Source organism: Candidatus Sordicultor fermentans (assembly GCF_012728195.1).
Lineage (GTDB): Bacteria > Atribacterota > Atribacteria > Atribacterales > Caldatribacteriaceae > Sordicultor > Sordicultor fermentans.
Window position 1 is genome coordinate 1 of sequence record NZ_JAAYFP010000087.1, and the last position, 13,482, is coordinate 13,482.

General features: G+C 43.4%; 17 protein-coding genes and 1 pseudogene. 16 read left to right on the plus strand and 2 right to left on the minus strand.

The features are described from left to right. Window positions 1-476: 476 nt before the first annotated feature. The gene (locus GXZ17_RS03910) at window positions 477-1,010 is read left to right on the plus strand and encodes an ECF transporter S component (protein WP_409375982.1); all 534 of its coding nucleotides are present in this window, start codon (window positions 477-479) and stop codon (window positions 1,008-1,010) included. After that, window positions 973-1,569: a class I SAM-dependent methyltransferase gene (locus GXZ17_RS03915; protein ID WP_409375983.1), complete on the plus strand. Its 597-nt coding sequence runs from the start codon at window positions 973-975 to the stop codon at window positions 1,567-1,569. The genes GXZ17_RS03910 and GXZ17_RS03915 overlap by 38 nt, the downstream gene beginning before the upstream one ends. An 11-nt stretch (window positions 1,570-1,580) precedes the next feature. On the opposite strand, the gene GXZ17_RS03920 is transcribed toward GXZ17_RS03915, so the two are convergent. Together GXZ17_RS03920 and GXZ17_RS03925 are read right to left on the minus strand one after the other, a co-directional pair. Continuing rightward, window positions 1,581-1,982 (minus strand): ferredoxin-thioredoxin reductase catalytic domain-containing protein, encoded by a 402-nt coding sequence (locus GXZ17_RS03920; protein ID WP_409375984.1) that lies wholly within the window; start codon window positions 1,980-1,982, stop codon window positions 1,581-1,583. Then, a complete protein-coding gene (locus GXZ17_RS03925; RefSeq protein WP_409375985.1) occupies window positions 1,979-2,227 on the minus strand; it encodes a glutaredoxin family protein in 249 nt (82 codons plus the stop codon). Before GXZ17_RS03925 ends, GXZ17_RS03920 begins: the two co-directional genes overlap by 4 nt. A gap of 142 nt (window positions 2,228-2,369) precedes the next feature. Here GXZ17_RS03925 and GXZ17_RS03930 point away from each other — a divergent pair. The 14 genes and pseudogenes from GXZ17_RS03930 to GXZ17_RS03995 all read left to right on the plus strand — a co-directional run bounded on the left by GXZ17_RS03930 (window position 2,370) and on the right by GXZ17_RS03995 (window position 13,475). Then, window positions 2,370-3,173, plus strand: a pseudogene (locus GXZ17_RS03930) (sugar phosphate isomerase/epimerase family protein). Next, window positions 3,170-4,042, plus strand: coding sequence for a PIG-L deacetylase family protein (locus GXZ17_RS03935; protein WP_409375986.1), 873 nt, complete (start codon window positions 3,170-3,172; stop codon window positions 4,040-4,042). The pseudogene GXZ17_RS03930 and the gene GXZ17_RS03935 overlap by 4 nt, the downstream one beginning before the upstream one ends. Further along, window positions 4,039-5,049, plus strand: coding sequence for a Gfo/Idh/MocA family protein (locus GXZ17_RS03940; protein ID WP_409375987.1), 1,011 nt, complete (start codon window positions 4,039-4,041; stop codon window positions 5,047-5,049). The genes GXZ17_RS03935 and GXZ17_RS03940 overlap by 4 nt, the downstream gene beginning before the upstream one ends. Then, a complete protein-coding gene (locus GXZ17_RS03945; RefSeq protein WP_409375988.1) occupies window positions 5,049-6,323 on the plus strand; it encodes a sigma-54-dependent transcriptional regulator in 1,275 nt (424 codons plus the stop codon). The genes GXZ17_RS03940 and GXZ17_RS03945 overlap by 1 nt, the downstream gene beginning before the upstream one ends. Window positions 6,324-6,501: 178 nt before the next feature. Continuing rightward, complete coding sequence (gene groES / locus GXZ17_RS03950; RefSeq protein WP_409375989.1) at window positions 6,502-6,792, plus strand: co-chaperone GroES; 291 nt, start codon at window positions 6,502-6,504, stop codon at window positions 6,790-6,792. Between the two features lie 16 nt (window positions 6,793-6,808). Beyond that, entirely contained in the window at window positions 6,809-8,425 is a 1,617-nt protein-coding gene (groL, locus tag GXZ17_RS03955; protein ID WP_409375990.1) for a chaperonin GroEL, read from the plus strand. Window positions 8,426-8,502: 77 nt separating this feature from the next. After that, window positions 8,503-8,781, plus strand: coding sequence for an FmdB family zinc ribbon protein (locus GXZ17_RS03960; RefSeq protein ID WP_409375991.1), 279 nt, complete (start codon window positions 8,503-8,505; stop codon window positions 8,779-8,781). 8 nt (window positions 8,782-8,789) lie between these two features. Then, window positions 8,790-9,419 carry a zinc ribbon domain-containing protein gene (locus GXZ17_RS03965; RefSeq protein WP_409375992.1) on the plus strand — a complete coding sequence of 210 codons (630 nt, stop codon included), beginning with the start codon at window positions 8,790-8,792 and terminating at the stop codon, window positions 9,417-9,419. Window positions 9,420-9,428: 9 nt separating this feature from the next. Continuing rightward, the gene (locus GXZ17_RS03970; protein ID WP_409375993.1) at window positions 9,429-10,316 is read left to right on the plus strand and encodes a P1 family peptidase; all 888 of its coding nucleotides are present in this window, start codon (window positions 9,429-9,431) and stop codon (window positions 10,314-10,316) included. Window positions 10,317-10,412: 96 nt separating this feature from the next. After that, on the plus strand, window positions 10,413-10,913 hold the full coding sequence (locus tag GXZ17_RS03975) for an ECF transporter S component (protein WP_409375994.1): 501 nt from the start codon (window positions 10,413-10,415) through the stop codon (window positions 10,911-10,913). Beyond that, the gene (locus GXZ17_RS03980; protein ID WP_409375995.1) at window positions 10,910-11,680 is read left to right on the plus strand and encodes a type III pantothenate kinase; all 771 of its coding nucleotides are present in this window, start codon (window positions 10,910-10,912) and stop codon (window positions 11,678-11,680) included. The genes GXZ17_RS03975 and GXZ17_RS03980 overlap by 4 nt, the downstream gene beginning before the upstream one ends. Next, window positions 11,661-12,029 carry a polymer-forming cytoskeletal protein gene (locus tag GXZ17_RS03985; protein WP_409375996.1) on the plus strand — a complete coding sequence of 123 codons (369 nt, stop codon included), beginning with the start codon at window positions 11,661-11,663 and terminating at the stop codon, window positions 12,027-12,029. The genes GXZ17_RS03980 and GXZ17_RS03985 overlap by 20 nt, the downstream gene beginning before the upstream one ends. Further along, window positions 12,007-12,912 (plus strand): quinate 5-dehydrogenase, encoded by a 906-nt coding sequence (locus GXZ17_RS03990; RefSeq protein ID WP_409375997.1) that lies wholly within the window; start codon window positions 12,007-12,009, stop codon window positions 12,910-12,912. The genes GXZ17_RS03985 and GXZ17_RS03990 overlap by 23 nt, the downstream gene beginning before the upstream one ends. Beyond that, window positions 12,909-13,475, plus strand: coding sequence for an N-acetyltransferase family protein (locus GXZ17_RS03995; RefSeq protein ID WP_409375998.1), 567 nt, complete (start codon window positions 12,909-12,911; stop codon window positions 13,473-13,475). Before GXZ17_RS03990 ends, GXZ17_RS03995 begins: the two co-directional genes overlap by 4 nt. The last annotated feature ends 7 nt before the right edge of the window (window positions 13,476-13,482 follow it).

Below are 13,482 nucleotides of genomic sequence, written 5' to 3' on the forward strand. Positions count from 1 at the left end.
AGCTCTTTTTTCCATCCTCCGGCTTAACTCCTCAGAACCGATGGCAATAATAATATACCACTACTTTTCCATTTCGTCAATAGGTAGTTAAAAATTTTTTTGAAAATTATTTTCTTTTTATAGGTTGCGGGATACCAAGCTATTACGCCCTCCTCATTTTTTTCACAGTTATCGCTCGCTGGCATAATTTTCTCATACTCTGCTTTAAAGTCTCCTCCGGGAGCGCTAATTGCTTTTTAGTCATACTTAAATCAGTGGCTCTCGAGTGCGCTGTAGGGTGAAGGCAAGTGACGTAAACCATGAGGAGTTACCTTATAGCCGCTTTTGCGAGAGTATTTGTTAATCCTTTTATCAAAAGAAGTCCAGAGAGTACATTTCTCTCAAAACCACAAAAGCGATTCCACTCGAGAGCCTCGGTTTCCTTGACAGATTGTTATTCGATGTTACAATTTTTTAGTGGAGCGATTATTGAATAGATGAAGTCTCAGGAAATAACCAAAATTTCTCTATTAGTTGCCACAGGAGTCGTTTTACCGTCTCTTTTCCATGTTTCTGGCATTCCCGGAGCGGTTTTCTTGCCTATGCATTTACCCGCTCTTTTGGGAGGTTTTTTCCTCTCATCAGGGAGTGCCGCTTTTTTACTGGGCTTTATTCTTCCCCTTCTCAATTTTTTTCTCACTGGTATGCCTCCTTTTCCTGGCTTTTTGGTTATGATGGGAGAGTTGGGAGGATATGGAATTTTGGTCTTCTTTTTATACAGAAAAAAGAGATGGGGTGTTTTCCCTTCTCTTTTTGCCTCTCTTTTGGGGGGGAGATTAATTTCCATTCTGGGTAACTGGATTTTAATTGCCTTAGTTCTGGGTAAAAAATTTTCTTTTCTTCCGGTTTTGAATACCTTGTTTGTGATTTCCCTTCCGGGAGTGGCCATTCAGATGGTTTTAGTTCCTCTTATAGTGAAAGGAGTGGAAAATTTTGTGCAGGGAAGAGAAGCAAGTCCGGGAAGCTTTTAACCGTTTGGCCGGGGAGTGGGATGAGCGTGCTTTGTCTTCTCCGGACAAAATCCGCTATCTTCTGTCCTTTCTCACTATTCCTCCTTCTTCTACCGTTTTAGATGTAGGTTCAGGGACAGGGATATTAATTCCTTTCTTGCGAGAAAAAATGGGTTCTTCTGGCTTAATTGTGGAGCTAGATGTAGCTGAAGAAATGTTAGAAGTGGCGAAAAGAAAGTTTGGAGAGGAGGGCATTGAATATCATCAGGGGAGTGCGGAAAGATATAAAGACAGCCGCAGATATGACCTGGTTATTGTTTATTCTTCTTTCCCTCATTTTTGGGATCGGGATTTAGCTCTCCAGAATTTAATTTCTCTTCTCATAGAGGGAGGAGAGCTATCCATTGCCCACTCTGAAAGCCGGCAAACCATTAATCAACGGCACCGAGGAGATGGAGCTCCTCCGGCTTTTACTCTTCCTCCGGGAGAAGAACTGGCTTGGGAATTAAAAAAACGGGGCCTGGAGATAACGAGAGTCATTGATAACCAGGAGCTCTATCTTGTAACAGGGAGGAAATAGGGGGGAACCCCCTATTTCCAGAATAATCCGCAATGGCAGCGTCCATTGCGTTCCACGCTGCCCTGTCTTGTTTCCAGGCAAGGACATACGTTTTCGGGAATATTATCTATTTTGCACGGACAGTAAAAATCTCCATAGCGTTCATATTTTTTCAGCAGTCCTTCCACCAGAGGTTCTTTGAGCTCATTGAATTTATAGTTGCGCAGCCGGGCAAAGTTTTCTATCCTTGCCCTTATTTCTTCTTCTGGAGTTAAGTCGTCAGGTCTTCTGGCTAACCAGCTACTGTTATCTTTTTCTAAAACTAAAACTGCACCGCACACCGGACAGGTTATTTTTTTCCCTGCTTCTTTTTCTTCTCGCAGAATAAAACTCACCTGACACACCGGACAGAATATTTTTTCTACCTGGTTCATTCTTTGAGAGCCTCCGAGATGCTCAGTTCGTCATATCCCACTATTACTTTATCTCCTATAACTATTACCGGGAAAGCTCTTCTTCCCGATATTTCTTGTACTTTAGCCACTGTTTTTTCTTTTTCCTCATCTTCTAAGAGGTCTACATCTACAAAGTCATAGGGGATGTTGTGCTTTTCGAAGTATTTTTTAGTCATCTGACAAAAAGGGCAGGTGCTCAAGGCATAGAGCATAACTTTTTTCATATCTTTCACTCCTTTTTAGGAAAGTTATAATTCAAACCGAAAATTAAAGAATTTATTCTTTATCTATTTCCCCTTGAACTATTCTATCTCTTTTCAGAAAAAGAGAAAGATGATACTATTTTAGTAAAAAAGGGGGATTAATATGTTTGATATCTGGGCGGTGTCTACCAATACTTACCATGGTTTCTCTCTGGAAGAAGCTCTGACCGGTATCGCAAAAGCTGGCTTTCCCTATGTAGAATTAGCCTGTGTGGAAGGCTGGACCAATCACTTTAGTGTAATTAACCACCGGGAAGAGGATTTAAAGAAGCTACGTAATGCTTTATCCCGCCTGGGGCTTCAGGTGGCAAGCATCAGTGCCCATTCAGACCTATCTACCCCCGAGGGAGTTTCTTATTTAGAGAAAGCTTTAGACCTTGCTCGGGTCCTAGGGGCCCGGGTGGTTAACACTGGAACCATAGAAGAAGGAAACAAAAAGGGGATTTTGATTTCCAATTTGCAAGTTTTAGCTTCCGAGGCAGCAAAAAGAGGGGTAAAAATTGGCCTGTAGATTCACGGAGATTTTTTGAAAGATGGACGGGCGGCTTGTGAATTGATGGAGGAGTTAAATCATCCAGCAGTAGGGATTAATTATGACACAGGGAATGTCATATTTTATGGGGGTGTCCGTCCGGAAGAGGATGTTAAAAATTGTCTTCCCTGGATTGTCCATTTTCACCTCAAAGATAAAAGGGGAGGGTACAAGGTATGGGATTTTCCTCCTCTGGGAGAAGGAGATATAGATTTTGGTAAAATATTTGCCCTGGCAAGAGAAGAGAATATAGAAGTTCCCTGGAGTGTAGAGATTGAGTTTGATGGTAAGTTTCAGCATTCCCGGGAGTTTGTGGATCAGGCAGTGAAGAAATCTTTTGATTATCTGCAGAGTTTGATAGGGGAGGAGAAATGATGGAGAGAGAAGATTTTACTTTTTATGATTTGCGCCGGAGAGAAAAAAGTAAAAGTATCGAGCTTCTGTTTCCCGGCTGGGTAGAAGGAGAGGAGCGAGTAGCTATTTTTTGCCCTCATGATGATGATGGTATTTTAGGGCCGGGGTATCTTTTGCAGGCCATTCCTCTTTTTGGGGGAGAAGTGCACGTTGTAATTTTCTGCAATGGGTCGGGAGGCTACAGTGTCATTGAACATAAAAATATCATCACTGCTCTCCGGGCTCGGGAAACCGTTTTAGCTTATGCTCATCTGGGAGTTAAAGAGGAAAGGATTCATCGTTTAGATTACGATGATTATAGCGTCTGGCCTTTTTTGGGCTGGAAGTTACCGGGAGGTGAGGAGGGAACTTTCCGGAAGATTTTACCTCTTCTCCGCCGGCTAAAAATCACCCGGGTTTTAGTGCCTAACGGCTATCGGGAACACTTAGACCATTATGCCACATTTCTCGTGGGAGCTTTTGACACTCCTCAGGTGGGAGATCCAGTAATGGCTGATTGGGGGATAGCCAAAGGAATAAAATCGGTTCTCCAGTATGCGGTGTGGAGCGATTTTTCTCCTGAAGATACCTTGCTGGAAAAAGACGCTCTGAATGTCAGAGCCAACCGGGCGCTGTGTGCTCCCCGGGAGGCAGAAGAGAAGATAAATCTGGCTATGAGTGAATTTAAAACTCAGGCTCAAATCATAGCCGGGCTTCTGGAGCAGAGAAAAGAAAGGAATATGGAGAAAGGAATGATAGAGGTTTACCTCTCTTTTGATCCTCGCCCCCGTTGTGAGTATGATAAATATGTAAGGAGAATCCAGGAAATAGAATCTAAGGAGGAGAAATGATGAAAAAAATTGCTCTTTTAGGAGCAGGTTTTATTGCTGGGGTGCATATGGAAGGGTGGAAAAGGGTAGAAGGAGCAGAAGTCTGTGCTTTTTTTGAGACAAATTTAGAGAAAGCTTCCGCTTTTCAAGATAAATATCAGATTCCCCACTATAATTCTTTTTCCCGCCTTTTAGAGGAAGAAAAAGTAGACATAGTGGATATCTGCCTGCCCACTTTTTTGCATCGAGAATATACAGAGATGGCTGCTTCTCACGAGAAGCATGTTTTTTGTGAGAAGCCCATAGCTTTGACTGTGGAAGATGCTGAGGCTATGAAGAGAATTTGTGAGAGAAGTGGAGTAAAGCTTATGGTAGGGCAAGTTCTTCGTTTTTGGGGAGAATATGTAAAAGCCCGGGAGTTAGTAGAAGAAGGAGCGGTGGGTAAAGTTTTATCGGTGGATGCCTTTCGTCTTTCTCTTCCTCCCACCTGGTCAGTGGATAGCTGGATACTGAAACCGGAGTTGAGCGGAGGAGCAGCTGTGGATTTGCATATTCACGATTTAGATTATGTAAACTGGCTGTTAGGAGAACCTCAAGTTGTTTTTGCTCAGGGAGTGCGCTCTCCTCAGAATTCCTGGGACCACATGGTTACTGTGGTGAACTATGGTGGAGTGATAGCTCACATTGAAGGAGGATGGATGATGAGGGGCGATTTTCCTTTCACCTGCGGCTTCCGTATCCTGGGTGATGAGGGAGTTTTAGAGTGGTCTTCCCGCGCCGGGGTGAATATTGAAGAAAGAGAGAAAACCAGTCCCCTGGTGCTCTATCGAAACGGGGAAGCAAAAAAAGAAATGGAAGTGAGGGAAGAAGACCCCTATTATCTGGAGCTGGAGTATTTTCTGGATTGCATAGAGAACAATAAGCCTGTGGAGAGGGGGACCCCGGAGCAGGCTATTCTGGCTTTGCGATTGGCCTTAGCTGCCCGGCAATCAGCAGAAGAGGGAGAGAAGGTGAAGCTTGGAGAGTAATGAGGAAAATACTTTTAGTAGAAAAAAGCGCTTTATGGCGAGAGAAAATAGGCAACTGGTTGCGAGAAGAGGGCTATTATCTTATTTCCGTTAGAGATCGAGACCTGGCTATCAACTGCCTGGAGAAGGAAGAAATAGATATAGTATTGGTAGAGGAAAAAGTTTTGCGGGAAAATAGTTTTTCTCTGCTCTCTTTTATCCGTCAATCTTTCCCCGATATGGTAATAATTGCTTTAGGAGAGAGCAATGATTCTTTCCCTCTCCAGGAGCTGTTTTCTAAAGGCGTGTATGATTATATTTCTGTTTCTTCTGCTCCTTCTCGTATTCTCTCGGTAATAAAAAGGGCGGAGGAGAAAGTTTCCCTTTTAGAAGAAAACAAAGATTTAAAGAAAAGAGTGATTAGCCGCCCTTCTTTTGCTGGTATCATCGGGGTATCAGAGAAAATGCAGCGAGTTTTCAGTTTAATTCTTCAGGTATCCCAGGTGCAAAGGCCCATTCTTCTCGTGGGAGAACAAGGAACAGGTAAAGAGCTGGCAGCTCGGGCTATTCACCAGTATGCTTTTTCAGAGGAAAAGCCTTTTCTCAAAGTTCTCTGTGTTGCTCTGCCTCTGGAAATTTTACCTCAGGAGAAACCAAAAGAAGGAACCATTTACTTTGAAGATGTGCATCTTTTACCTTACAAGCAACAAGCTGAAATGTTAGCATTTTTGGAAGAATATCGGTTCAGTAAAAAGTCATCAGATCTTCGAATAATTGCTTCTTCTGAAGTTCCTCTGGAGGGGAAAGTGGCTGAAGGGTCTTTTCGCAATGACCTCTATTATTTCCTCAACGCCGTTAAAATCGAGATTCCTCCCCTTAGAGAAAGAAAAGAAGACATTCCCTTTTTGGTGGATCGTTTTTTGCAAGAAATTGAAGAGGAGACGGGAAGAGAAGGAATCAGGGTGGATAAAGAAGCTCTCCGTTTTCTCATAGAATACGATTGGCCGGGAAATGTCGTTGAGTTGCGCAATACCCTGGAGGGTATGGTTATTCTTTCTTCTGGGGATTTGCTTACTTCTGAGGACATACCCGATTATATTAAAAAGAGACAACGAGAAGAGTTGTTAGGAGTAAAAGTGGGGATGAGCATGGAAGAGGTAGAAAAAATCCTCATTCAAGAAACTTTGAAGTTTACTCGTTTCAATAAAACCAGAGCTGCCAATATTTTAGGGATAAGCTTGCGCACTCTTTATCGCAAAATAGAACAATATGATTTAGCTCTGGAGCGTAACTAAATACTTTGACATTTTGTCAAGGTATTTTTTTATTTTTGTCAAAAATTCAAATACTATAACAATTCTTTTGTCATTTTGGCAGAAAATTTACCTTGATTTACCTTGCCATACTCTTGCAAAAATTGTTTTGGGGATGTAAAATAGACGATGGCTAATTTGATGAAAGGGGTGATAGTGAATGAAGATCAAACCATTAGCAGACCGTTTGTTGGTTAAAAGAATGGAAGAAGAAGAAGTAAAAAAAGGAGGCATTATAATTCCTGATACGGCAAAAGAGGCGCCTCAGCAGGGAAAAGTGATAGCAGTAGGTACAGGCAGGATGGGCGAAGATGGAAAGCGCATTCCCCTGGAAGTGAAAGAGGGCGATAGAGTTCTCTTTGGTAAATATGCCGGTACAGAGGTGGAAATCGAAGACGAAGAATACCTCATAATGCGCGAGGATGACGTTTTGGGTATAATCGAAGGTTAAAAGAAGGGAGGTATGATTGATGGCCAAACAAATTCTATTTGAAGAAGAAGCACGACAGAAAGTTTTAGGGGGAGTGAAAACCCTGGCTGATGCCGTGAAAGTTACCCTGGGACCCCGGGGAAGAAACGTAATTATAGAGAGAAAATTCGGCTCTCCTGTTATCACCAAAGACGGGGTTATGGTGGCTAGAGAAATCGACCTGGAAGACCCCAACGAAAACGTGGGAGCTCAACTGGTTAAAGAAGTGGCTTCTAAAACCAGCGATATAGCTGGTGATGGGACTACCACTGCTACAGTTTTAGCTGAATACATATATCGAGATGGGTTGCGGGCAGTGGTGGCTGGTTCTAACCCTACGCTTCTTAAACGAGGCATTGATAAGGCAGTAGAAGCGGTAATCGGAAAGCTAAAGGAAATAAGCAAGGAAGTAAGTGGTAAAAAAGAAGTCGCTCAAGTAGCAACTATTGCTGCTAACAACGATGAATCTATTGGAAACATCATTGCTGATGCTATGGACAAAGTGGGTAAAGACGGAGTCATTACCGTTGAAGAGGCGACAGGATTAGAGACTACATTAGAGGTGGTGGAAGGACTGCAGTTTGATCGGGGCTACCTTTCTCCTTATTTTGTAACTGACCCCGAAAGAATGGAAGCGGTTCTTGAGGATGCCTATATTTTAATCTATGAAGAGAAGATATCAGCGGTGAAAGACTTGCTCCCGGTTTTAGAAAAAGTGGTGCAGAGAGGGAAGCCTCTGTTGATTATTGCTGAAGAGGTGGAAGGAGAAGCTCTGGCTACTTTGGTGGTCAACAAGCTAAAGGGTGTTATTAACTGCGTGGCAGTGAAAGCTCCTGGCTTTGGTGACCGACGAAAAGAGATGCTTCAGGATATAGCTGTAGTTACTGGGGGAACTTTCATTTCCAGCGAGTTAGGAATAAAATTAGAAAATATAACTCTTGAAGACCTGGGTCAGGCAAGAAAAATAGTAGTAGATAAAGAGAATACCACTATCGTAGAAGGAGCCGGTAAAAAAGAAGATATTATGGCTCGTATGAACCAGATTAAGAAGCAGATTGAAGAGACCACTTCTGATTATGACCGGGAAAAACTGCAGGAGCGATTAGCTAAAATTTCTGGTGGGGTGGCAGTGGTTCGGGTAGGTGCAGCTACCGAAACAGAGATGAAGGAAAAGAAAGCCCGGGTGGAAGATGCCCTGAATGCCACGAGAGCGGCAGTAGAAGAAGGAATAGTCCCGGGAGGCGGAGTAGCTCTGATTCGCTGTGAGTCCGCCATTGATGGGCTGAACTTAGATGGCGATGAGAAAATAGGTGCTCTGGTAGTAAAGAGGGCCCTGAGTGAACCGGCGAAGATGATTGCTCAGAATGCTGGTGAAGAAGGCTCGGTAATAGTAGAAAAAATTAAGGCTGCTGATAATGTTAACCTTGGCTATAATGCTCTCACCGGACAGTTTGTGGATATGATAGAAGATGGAGTAATTGACCCGGCAAAAGTAGTACGAGTTGCTCTGCAGAACGCATCCAGTGTAGCTGGAGTAATGCTTACTACAGAGTTAATAGTTACTGAAATTCCAGAAAAGGAGCCTGCTCCAGTTCCACCAATGCCTGAGTATTGATAGGTGAGGTATAATAATAAAAGTGGACGAAGAAAAACCACCCGGTAAAGGATATCCTTTACCGGGTGGTTTACCATATGGAGGTGAAAGCGATGCCGATTTATGAATACCAATGCACTCAGTGCGGTAAAACTTTTGAGGAACTTCAATCTTTTAGTGACAAGCCAATATCTCAGTGCCCTTTCTGCAAGGGTAGAGTAAAAAGACTGATAGGGAGAAACGTGGGCCTGGTATTTAAGGGAAGCGGTTTCTATTGCACCGACTACCGTTCTCCCAGCTCTTCTAGTTCTTCCAGTTGCAGTACTTGCTCCAGCGATGACTGTTCTACCTGTAATAATGGGGGAAGTGGCTTGTAATAAAAGAGATGGACACCTGGGGATATCTTTTAATTGCTGGATTATTAGTTCTTTTTGCCTTCTTGTGGGGGGCAAGAAGAAAGGGTTCCTCGGTTTCAGTATCTGAATTCTGGCAAGAAAAGGAGAAAGAATTCGGAGAAAATAAAATTCTTTCTGGATTTTCTCGCTATTTAGGAGGTCATCCTCGTTTTGAGGCAGTGAGCGATGGCCTCCTTTTTTTAATGTCTAAGAGTTTGTGGTTTGAAAACTTTGAAAAGGGTCCTAACATTTTTGGCATTACTCCTCCTTTTGAAAAAGTAATTTTTCGTATCCTTCTCTCGCAAATAGAAGAAGTGGAATCTCTTCCAGAAAAAGAGTTGCTAAAAAGGGGTTTTGAAAGCCAATTGTGGAGATATCGTCGCCTGTCTCCTCGCCCTTTTTATCTTGCTGTTAAGTATAAAGATGAGTGGGAAAGAGAGAGAACTCTCTACTTTGATAGTATGGTCGATGCGGATACCTGGAAACAGGAGCTGGAAAGGGCTAAAAGCAATTATATTCCGGAAGAAGAAATAAAAGAAACTGGAGTTTGCCCCCAGTGTGGGAAAAAGATAGATCCTGATTTTAAACTTTGCCCTTATTGTGGGTGCAGGCTTTCTTAAGGAGGTAAGATGTCTTTTCAAGCAGGACACTATCAGGATTTTTCCAAGGCCACAGGGTGCACGGTTTTTTTATTTGAACAGCCTAACCGAGCAGTGGCTGCGGTGCGAGGGGGAGCTCCGGGAGGTCGAGAAACTGCTACTCTTTTTCCCGGAAACCTGGTAGAGGGAGTAGATGCCATATTCTTTAGCGGAGGTAGCGCTTTAGGTCTTTCCTGTGGAGAAGGAGTGGTGGATTTCTTGCGGGAAAGAAAAAAAGGATTTAAGACTCCGGGGGGAACAGTTCCCATTGTAGCTGGAGCGGTGATTTATGATTTAGAAGTGGGAGAACCAGCTTTCCCCGATAGAGAATGGGGATACAATGCTGCGTTGTCTTCAGAAAAAGTGGTAAAAGAGGGAACTATCGGGGCAGGAACGGGAGCTACCGTGGGTAAACTTATGGGAATGGAAGGAGCAGTAAAGGGAGGGTTTGGAAAAGGAAGGGCAAAAGTAGAAGGGGAGGAAATATCTGCATTTGTGGTGACTAATTCCTGGGGAAATATCTATCACCCCCGAACTGGAGAGTTGGTGGCAGGGGTTAAAATGAAAGGAAGAGGGACAACGTTTTCTCCTTTCAATACCACTTTGACTCTGGTGGTTTTTGATTTTTTCCTCTCCCGAGAAGAGCTATTCTCTCTTGTGGGAGTAGTTCACTCTGCTCTGGCATCTTGCATTCGCCCTTTTGCCACTCTCTATGATGGCGATACCATTTTTTTGGTATCTACGGGGAAAAAGAAAGTGAGTAATTACCTATCTTTAATTTCGGGGATTTATAAAAGTGTCACAGAAGGAGTTTTGAATTCGGTTACCAAAGCCACAGGGCTGGCTGGAATTCTCGCTAAAAATGATATAATAGTTTAGTTTTACCGCTGACCACAGGCAGCGAGTTGGTTGATTGGTTAGTTAGTGTTTTTTCTCGTCTGGTATCTGAAAAGAACTGGAACGGAGGTGTTTTTTTTGGAGAAAAGAACTAAGAAGTTCGTGTTGGCTGGTGTTTTGGGGGCAGTGTCAGTGATTTTGAGCCTTACTCCTTTGGGGCTTATTCCCGTTCCCAATCTTGCTTCTTACGCTACTACCATGCACATACCTGCTATAATAGGGGGTATTATAGGTGGCCCGGAGGTGGGGGCTTTAGTGGGATTGATTTTAGCATTTTCCACTCTCCACCTGTTTGCCGGTAATGTTTTGGCCTGTGTCTTGCCCCGTCTTTTGATTGGAGTGGTAGCTTATTACATCTGGAAGTGGTCGGGGAAAAAAGACTGGGGAGTGGTTCTGGGAAGCCTGGGGGGAACTTTTATCAACACCATAGGGGTGCTGGGCTTAATGGTGGTGACGGGTTTCTTTACCTGGGCGCAGGTTTTGCCTGTTTTTGTCCTTAATGGGAGTTTGGAATTAGTCATTTCTGGTATTATAGTGCTACCTTTAGTACGTATTTTGAGGCGGGTGGTGAAGTTTTGAGTAGAATTTTAGTAATTGATGTGGGAAATACCCATACCACCTGGGGAGTGTATGAGGATAAAGCGCTTCTTTCTAACTGGCGAGTATCCACCTCCCCCTACCGTACTTCTGATGAATGGAGCTTTTTGCTTCAAAACCTCCTGGAAGGGGAAGGAATTAAAAGGGCTACTTTAGACAGTGTGGTTGTTTCCTGTGTGGTTCCACCAGTTTTGGGTGCTCTTGAGTATCTTTTCCGGGAAAAGTGGCTCCTTCCTTATCTTTTTGTAGGACCGGGAGTTAAAACTGGCCTCTCTCTTCGGGTAGAGGCTAAAGAAGTGGGAGCAGACCGGGTAGTCAATGCTTTAGCTGCTTCTTCTCTCTATGGAGGAGATTTAATTATCGTGGACTTCGGCACTGCCACCACTTTTTGTGCGGTAACCAAAAACAGGGAGTATCTGGGGGGCGTGATTGCTCCGGGAATAAGCATATCGGCTGAAGCACTTTACGAGAAGACCGCCAAACTCCCCCGGGTGGATATTGAAGTTCCTTCCCACATTGTAGGTAAAAATACAGTGGAAGCTATGCGTACCGGGATTTTTTTTGGTCATATTGGCTTATGCCGGGAGATTGTGAAGAGGATGAAAGAAGAATTTTCCCTGGAGGCAAAGGTAATAGGCACAGGGGGGTGGAGTGTTTTTTTGCACCGTTACTGTGATTTCATTGATGTTTTTAACCCGGTTTTAACTCTGGAAGGTTTGAGGATTATCTATGAGCTCAACCAAGAATGAAGAACAAGAATTAGCCATTGTAGGGGGACAATCTAAAATTAGAGGTAGTTTTCAAGGAGGGAATTTTTTGATTGTGGAGGGGGAATTTGCTGGTTCAATCCAGTGCCAAGAGCTGGTAATAACGAGAAGAGGGAAGATAGAAGCCTGGGTGGAAGTGGAGAATATGGAAGTGTGGGGAGAGGTCAATGGTTTTTCCCGGGTGAAGAAAGTAATCTGTCGCAAAACCTCTCGCATAGGGGGTTGCATTATGGGAGGAGGTATCGCTTTAGAGCCAGGGGTCGTAATTGAAGGAGCATTGGCTTTTGAAAAAGCGGAGGATGTAGAGAATGAAGGAAAAGAGAGTAGTTAGTGCGAGCCTGGGTTCCTCGAAAAGAAATCATCGTGCAGAAGTAGAGCTTTTGGGCTGTAGAGTCTTTATAGAGAGAATAGGAGTAGATGGAGATAAAAAAAAGTTTGTAGAGCTATTGCAAAGTTTGGATGGCAAAGTGGATGCTATTGGTTTAGGGGGAGCAGACCTCTACCTGCGGGCAGGACCGTATCACTATGAGGTAAAAGATGTAGCGCGATTGGTCTCTGTGCTCCGGGAAACGCCCATTGTGGACGGAGGAGAGTTAAAAGATACCTGGGAGAGAGAAGTCCCTCGCTATTTGCGAGAAAGTGAGGGAATAGAATTTAAAGGGAAAACCGCTTTAATAATGAGCGGAATGGACCGTTACGGATTGGCCGAAGGTCTTCATCAGGAAGGATGTAATCTTCTCATTGGAGATCTACCTTTTGCGGTGGGCGTTCCTGTGGCTCTGCGGAAGTTAGGGACTCTCCGTTTTTTGTCGGTATTGATGATGCCTGTTTTGCGCCGTCTTCCCATTGATGTTCTTTATCCTACGGGGGAAAAACAGGAGGAGCATCAGCCTCGTTTTAGTGGTTACTTTGAAAAAGCAGACATAATTGGAGGAGATTTTCTTTATATCTGGCGTTTTATGCCTGATCGTTTACCGGGTAAAATGATAATCACCAATACTGTTACCTCGCAAGATATATCGGAGATGAAAGAAAAAGGAGTAAAGGTTCTGGTTACCACTACCCCGGAGATGAACAATCGTTCTTTTGGTACTAATGTTTTACAGGCTATTTTTGTGGCTGTTCTGGAAAAGAAGCCCGAAGATATAAAACCGGAAGAATATTTAGAGTTGATGAAAGAGTTGAATATTAAGCCCCGAGTGATAAAATTATGACCTGTCTTTATAAAAAGGATAAAAAGATATACAATATTGAAGCTATGGAAGGAAAAGTTTTGACTATAAGAAAAGCGCAGCTGGAAGACCTTCAGCAAATCACCGAGATTTATAACGAAGCGGTATTGAAAACCATCTCCACTTTTCATCTCTACCCTCGTTCCTGGGAAGAGCAAGTAGGGTGGTTTAAAAGCCATGGAGATAAGCATCCACTTTTAGTAGCAGAAGAAAATGGTTTTGTGATAGCTTGGGCGTGTTTGAGCCCCTATTCTGATAGAGAGGGTTATCAGCATACGGTTACGGACTCTATATATGTAAGGGAGGAATTTCGTCGTCAGCATATTGGCTATGAGCTTTTGAGTTTTCTTGCAGAGGAGGCTCAAAAGCTGGGTTATCATTCGGTTGTAGCTTTTATTGCGCGGGAAAATTTAGCCAGTATCAGGCTTCATGAGAAAGTGGGTTTTTTGTACCGGGGAGAATTGAAAGAAGTAGGTTTCAAATTCGGTAAATGGGTAGATGTGTGTCTCTATCAGAAAATGCTGGAGGGGGGAGAGGGAAGATAAAAAGCAG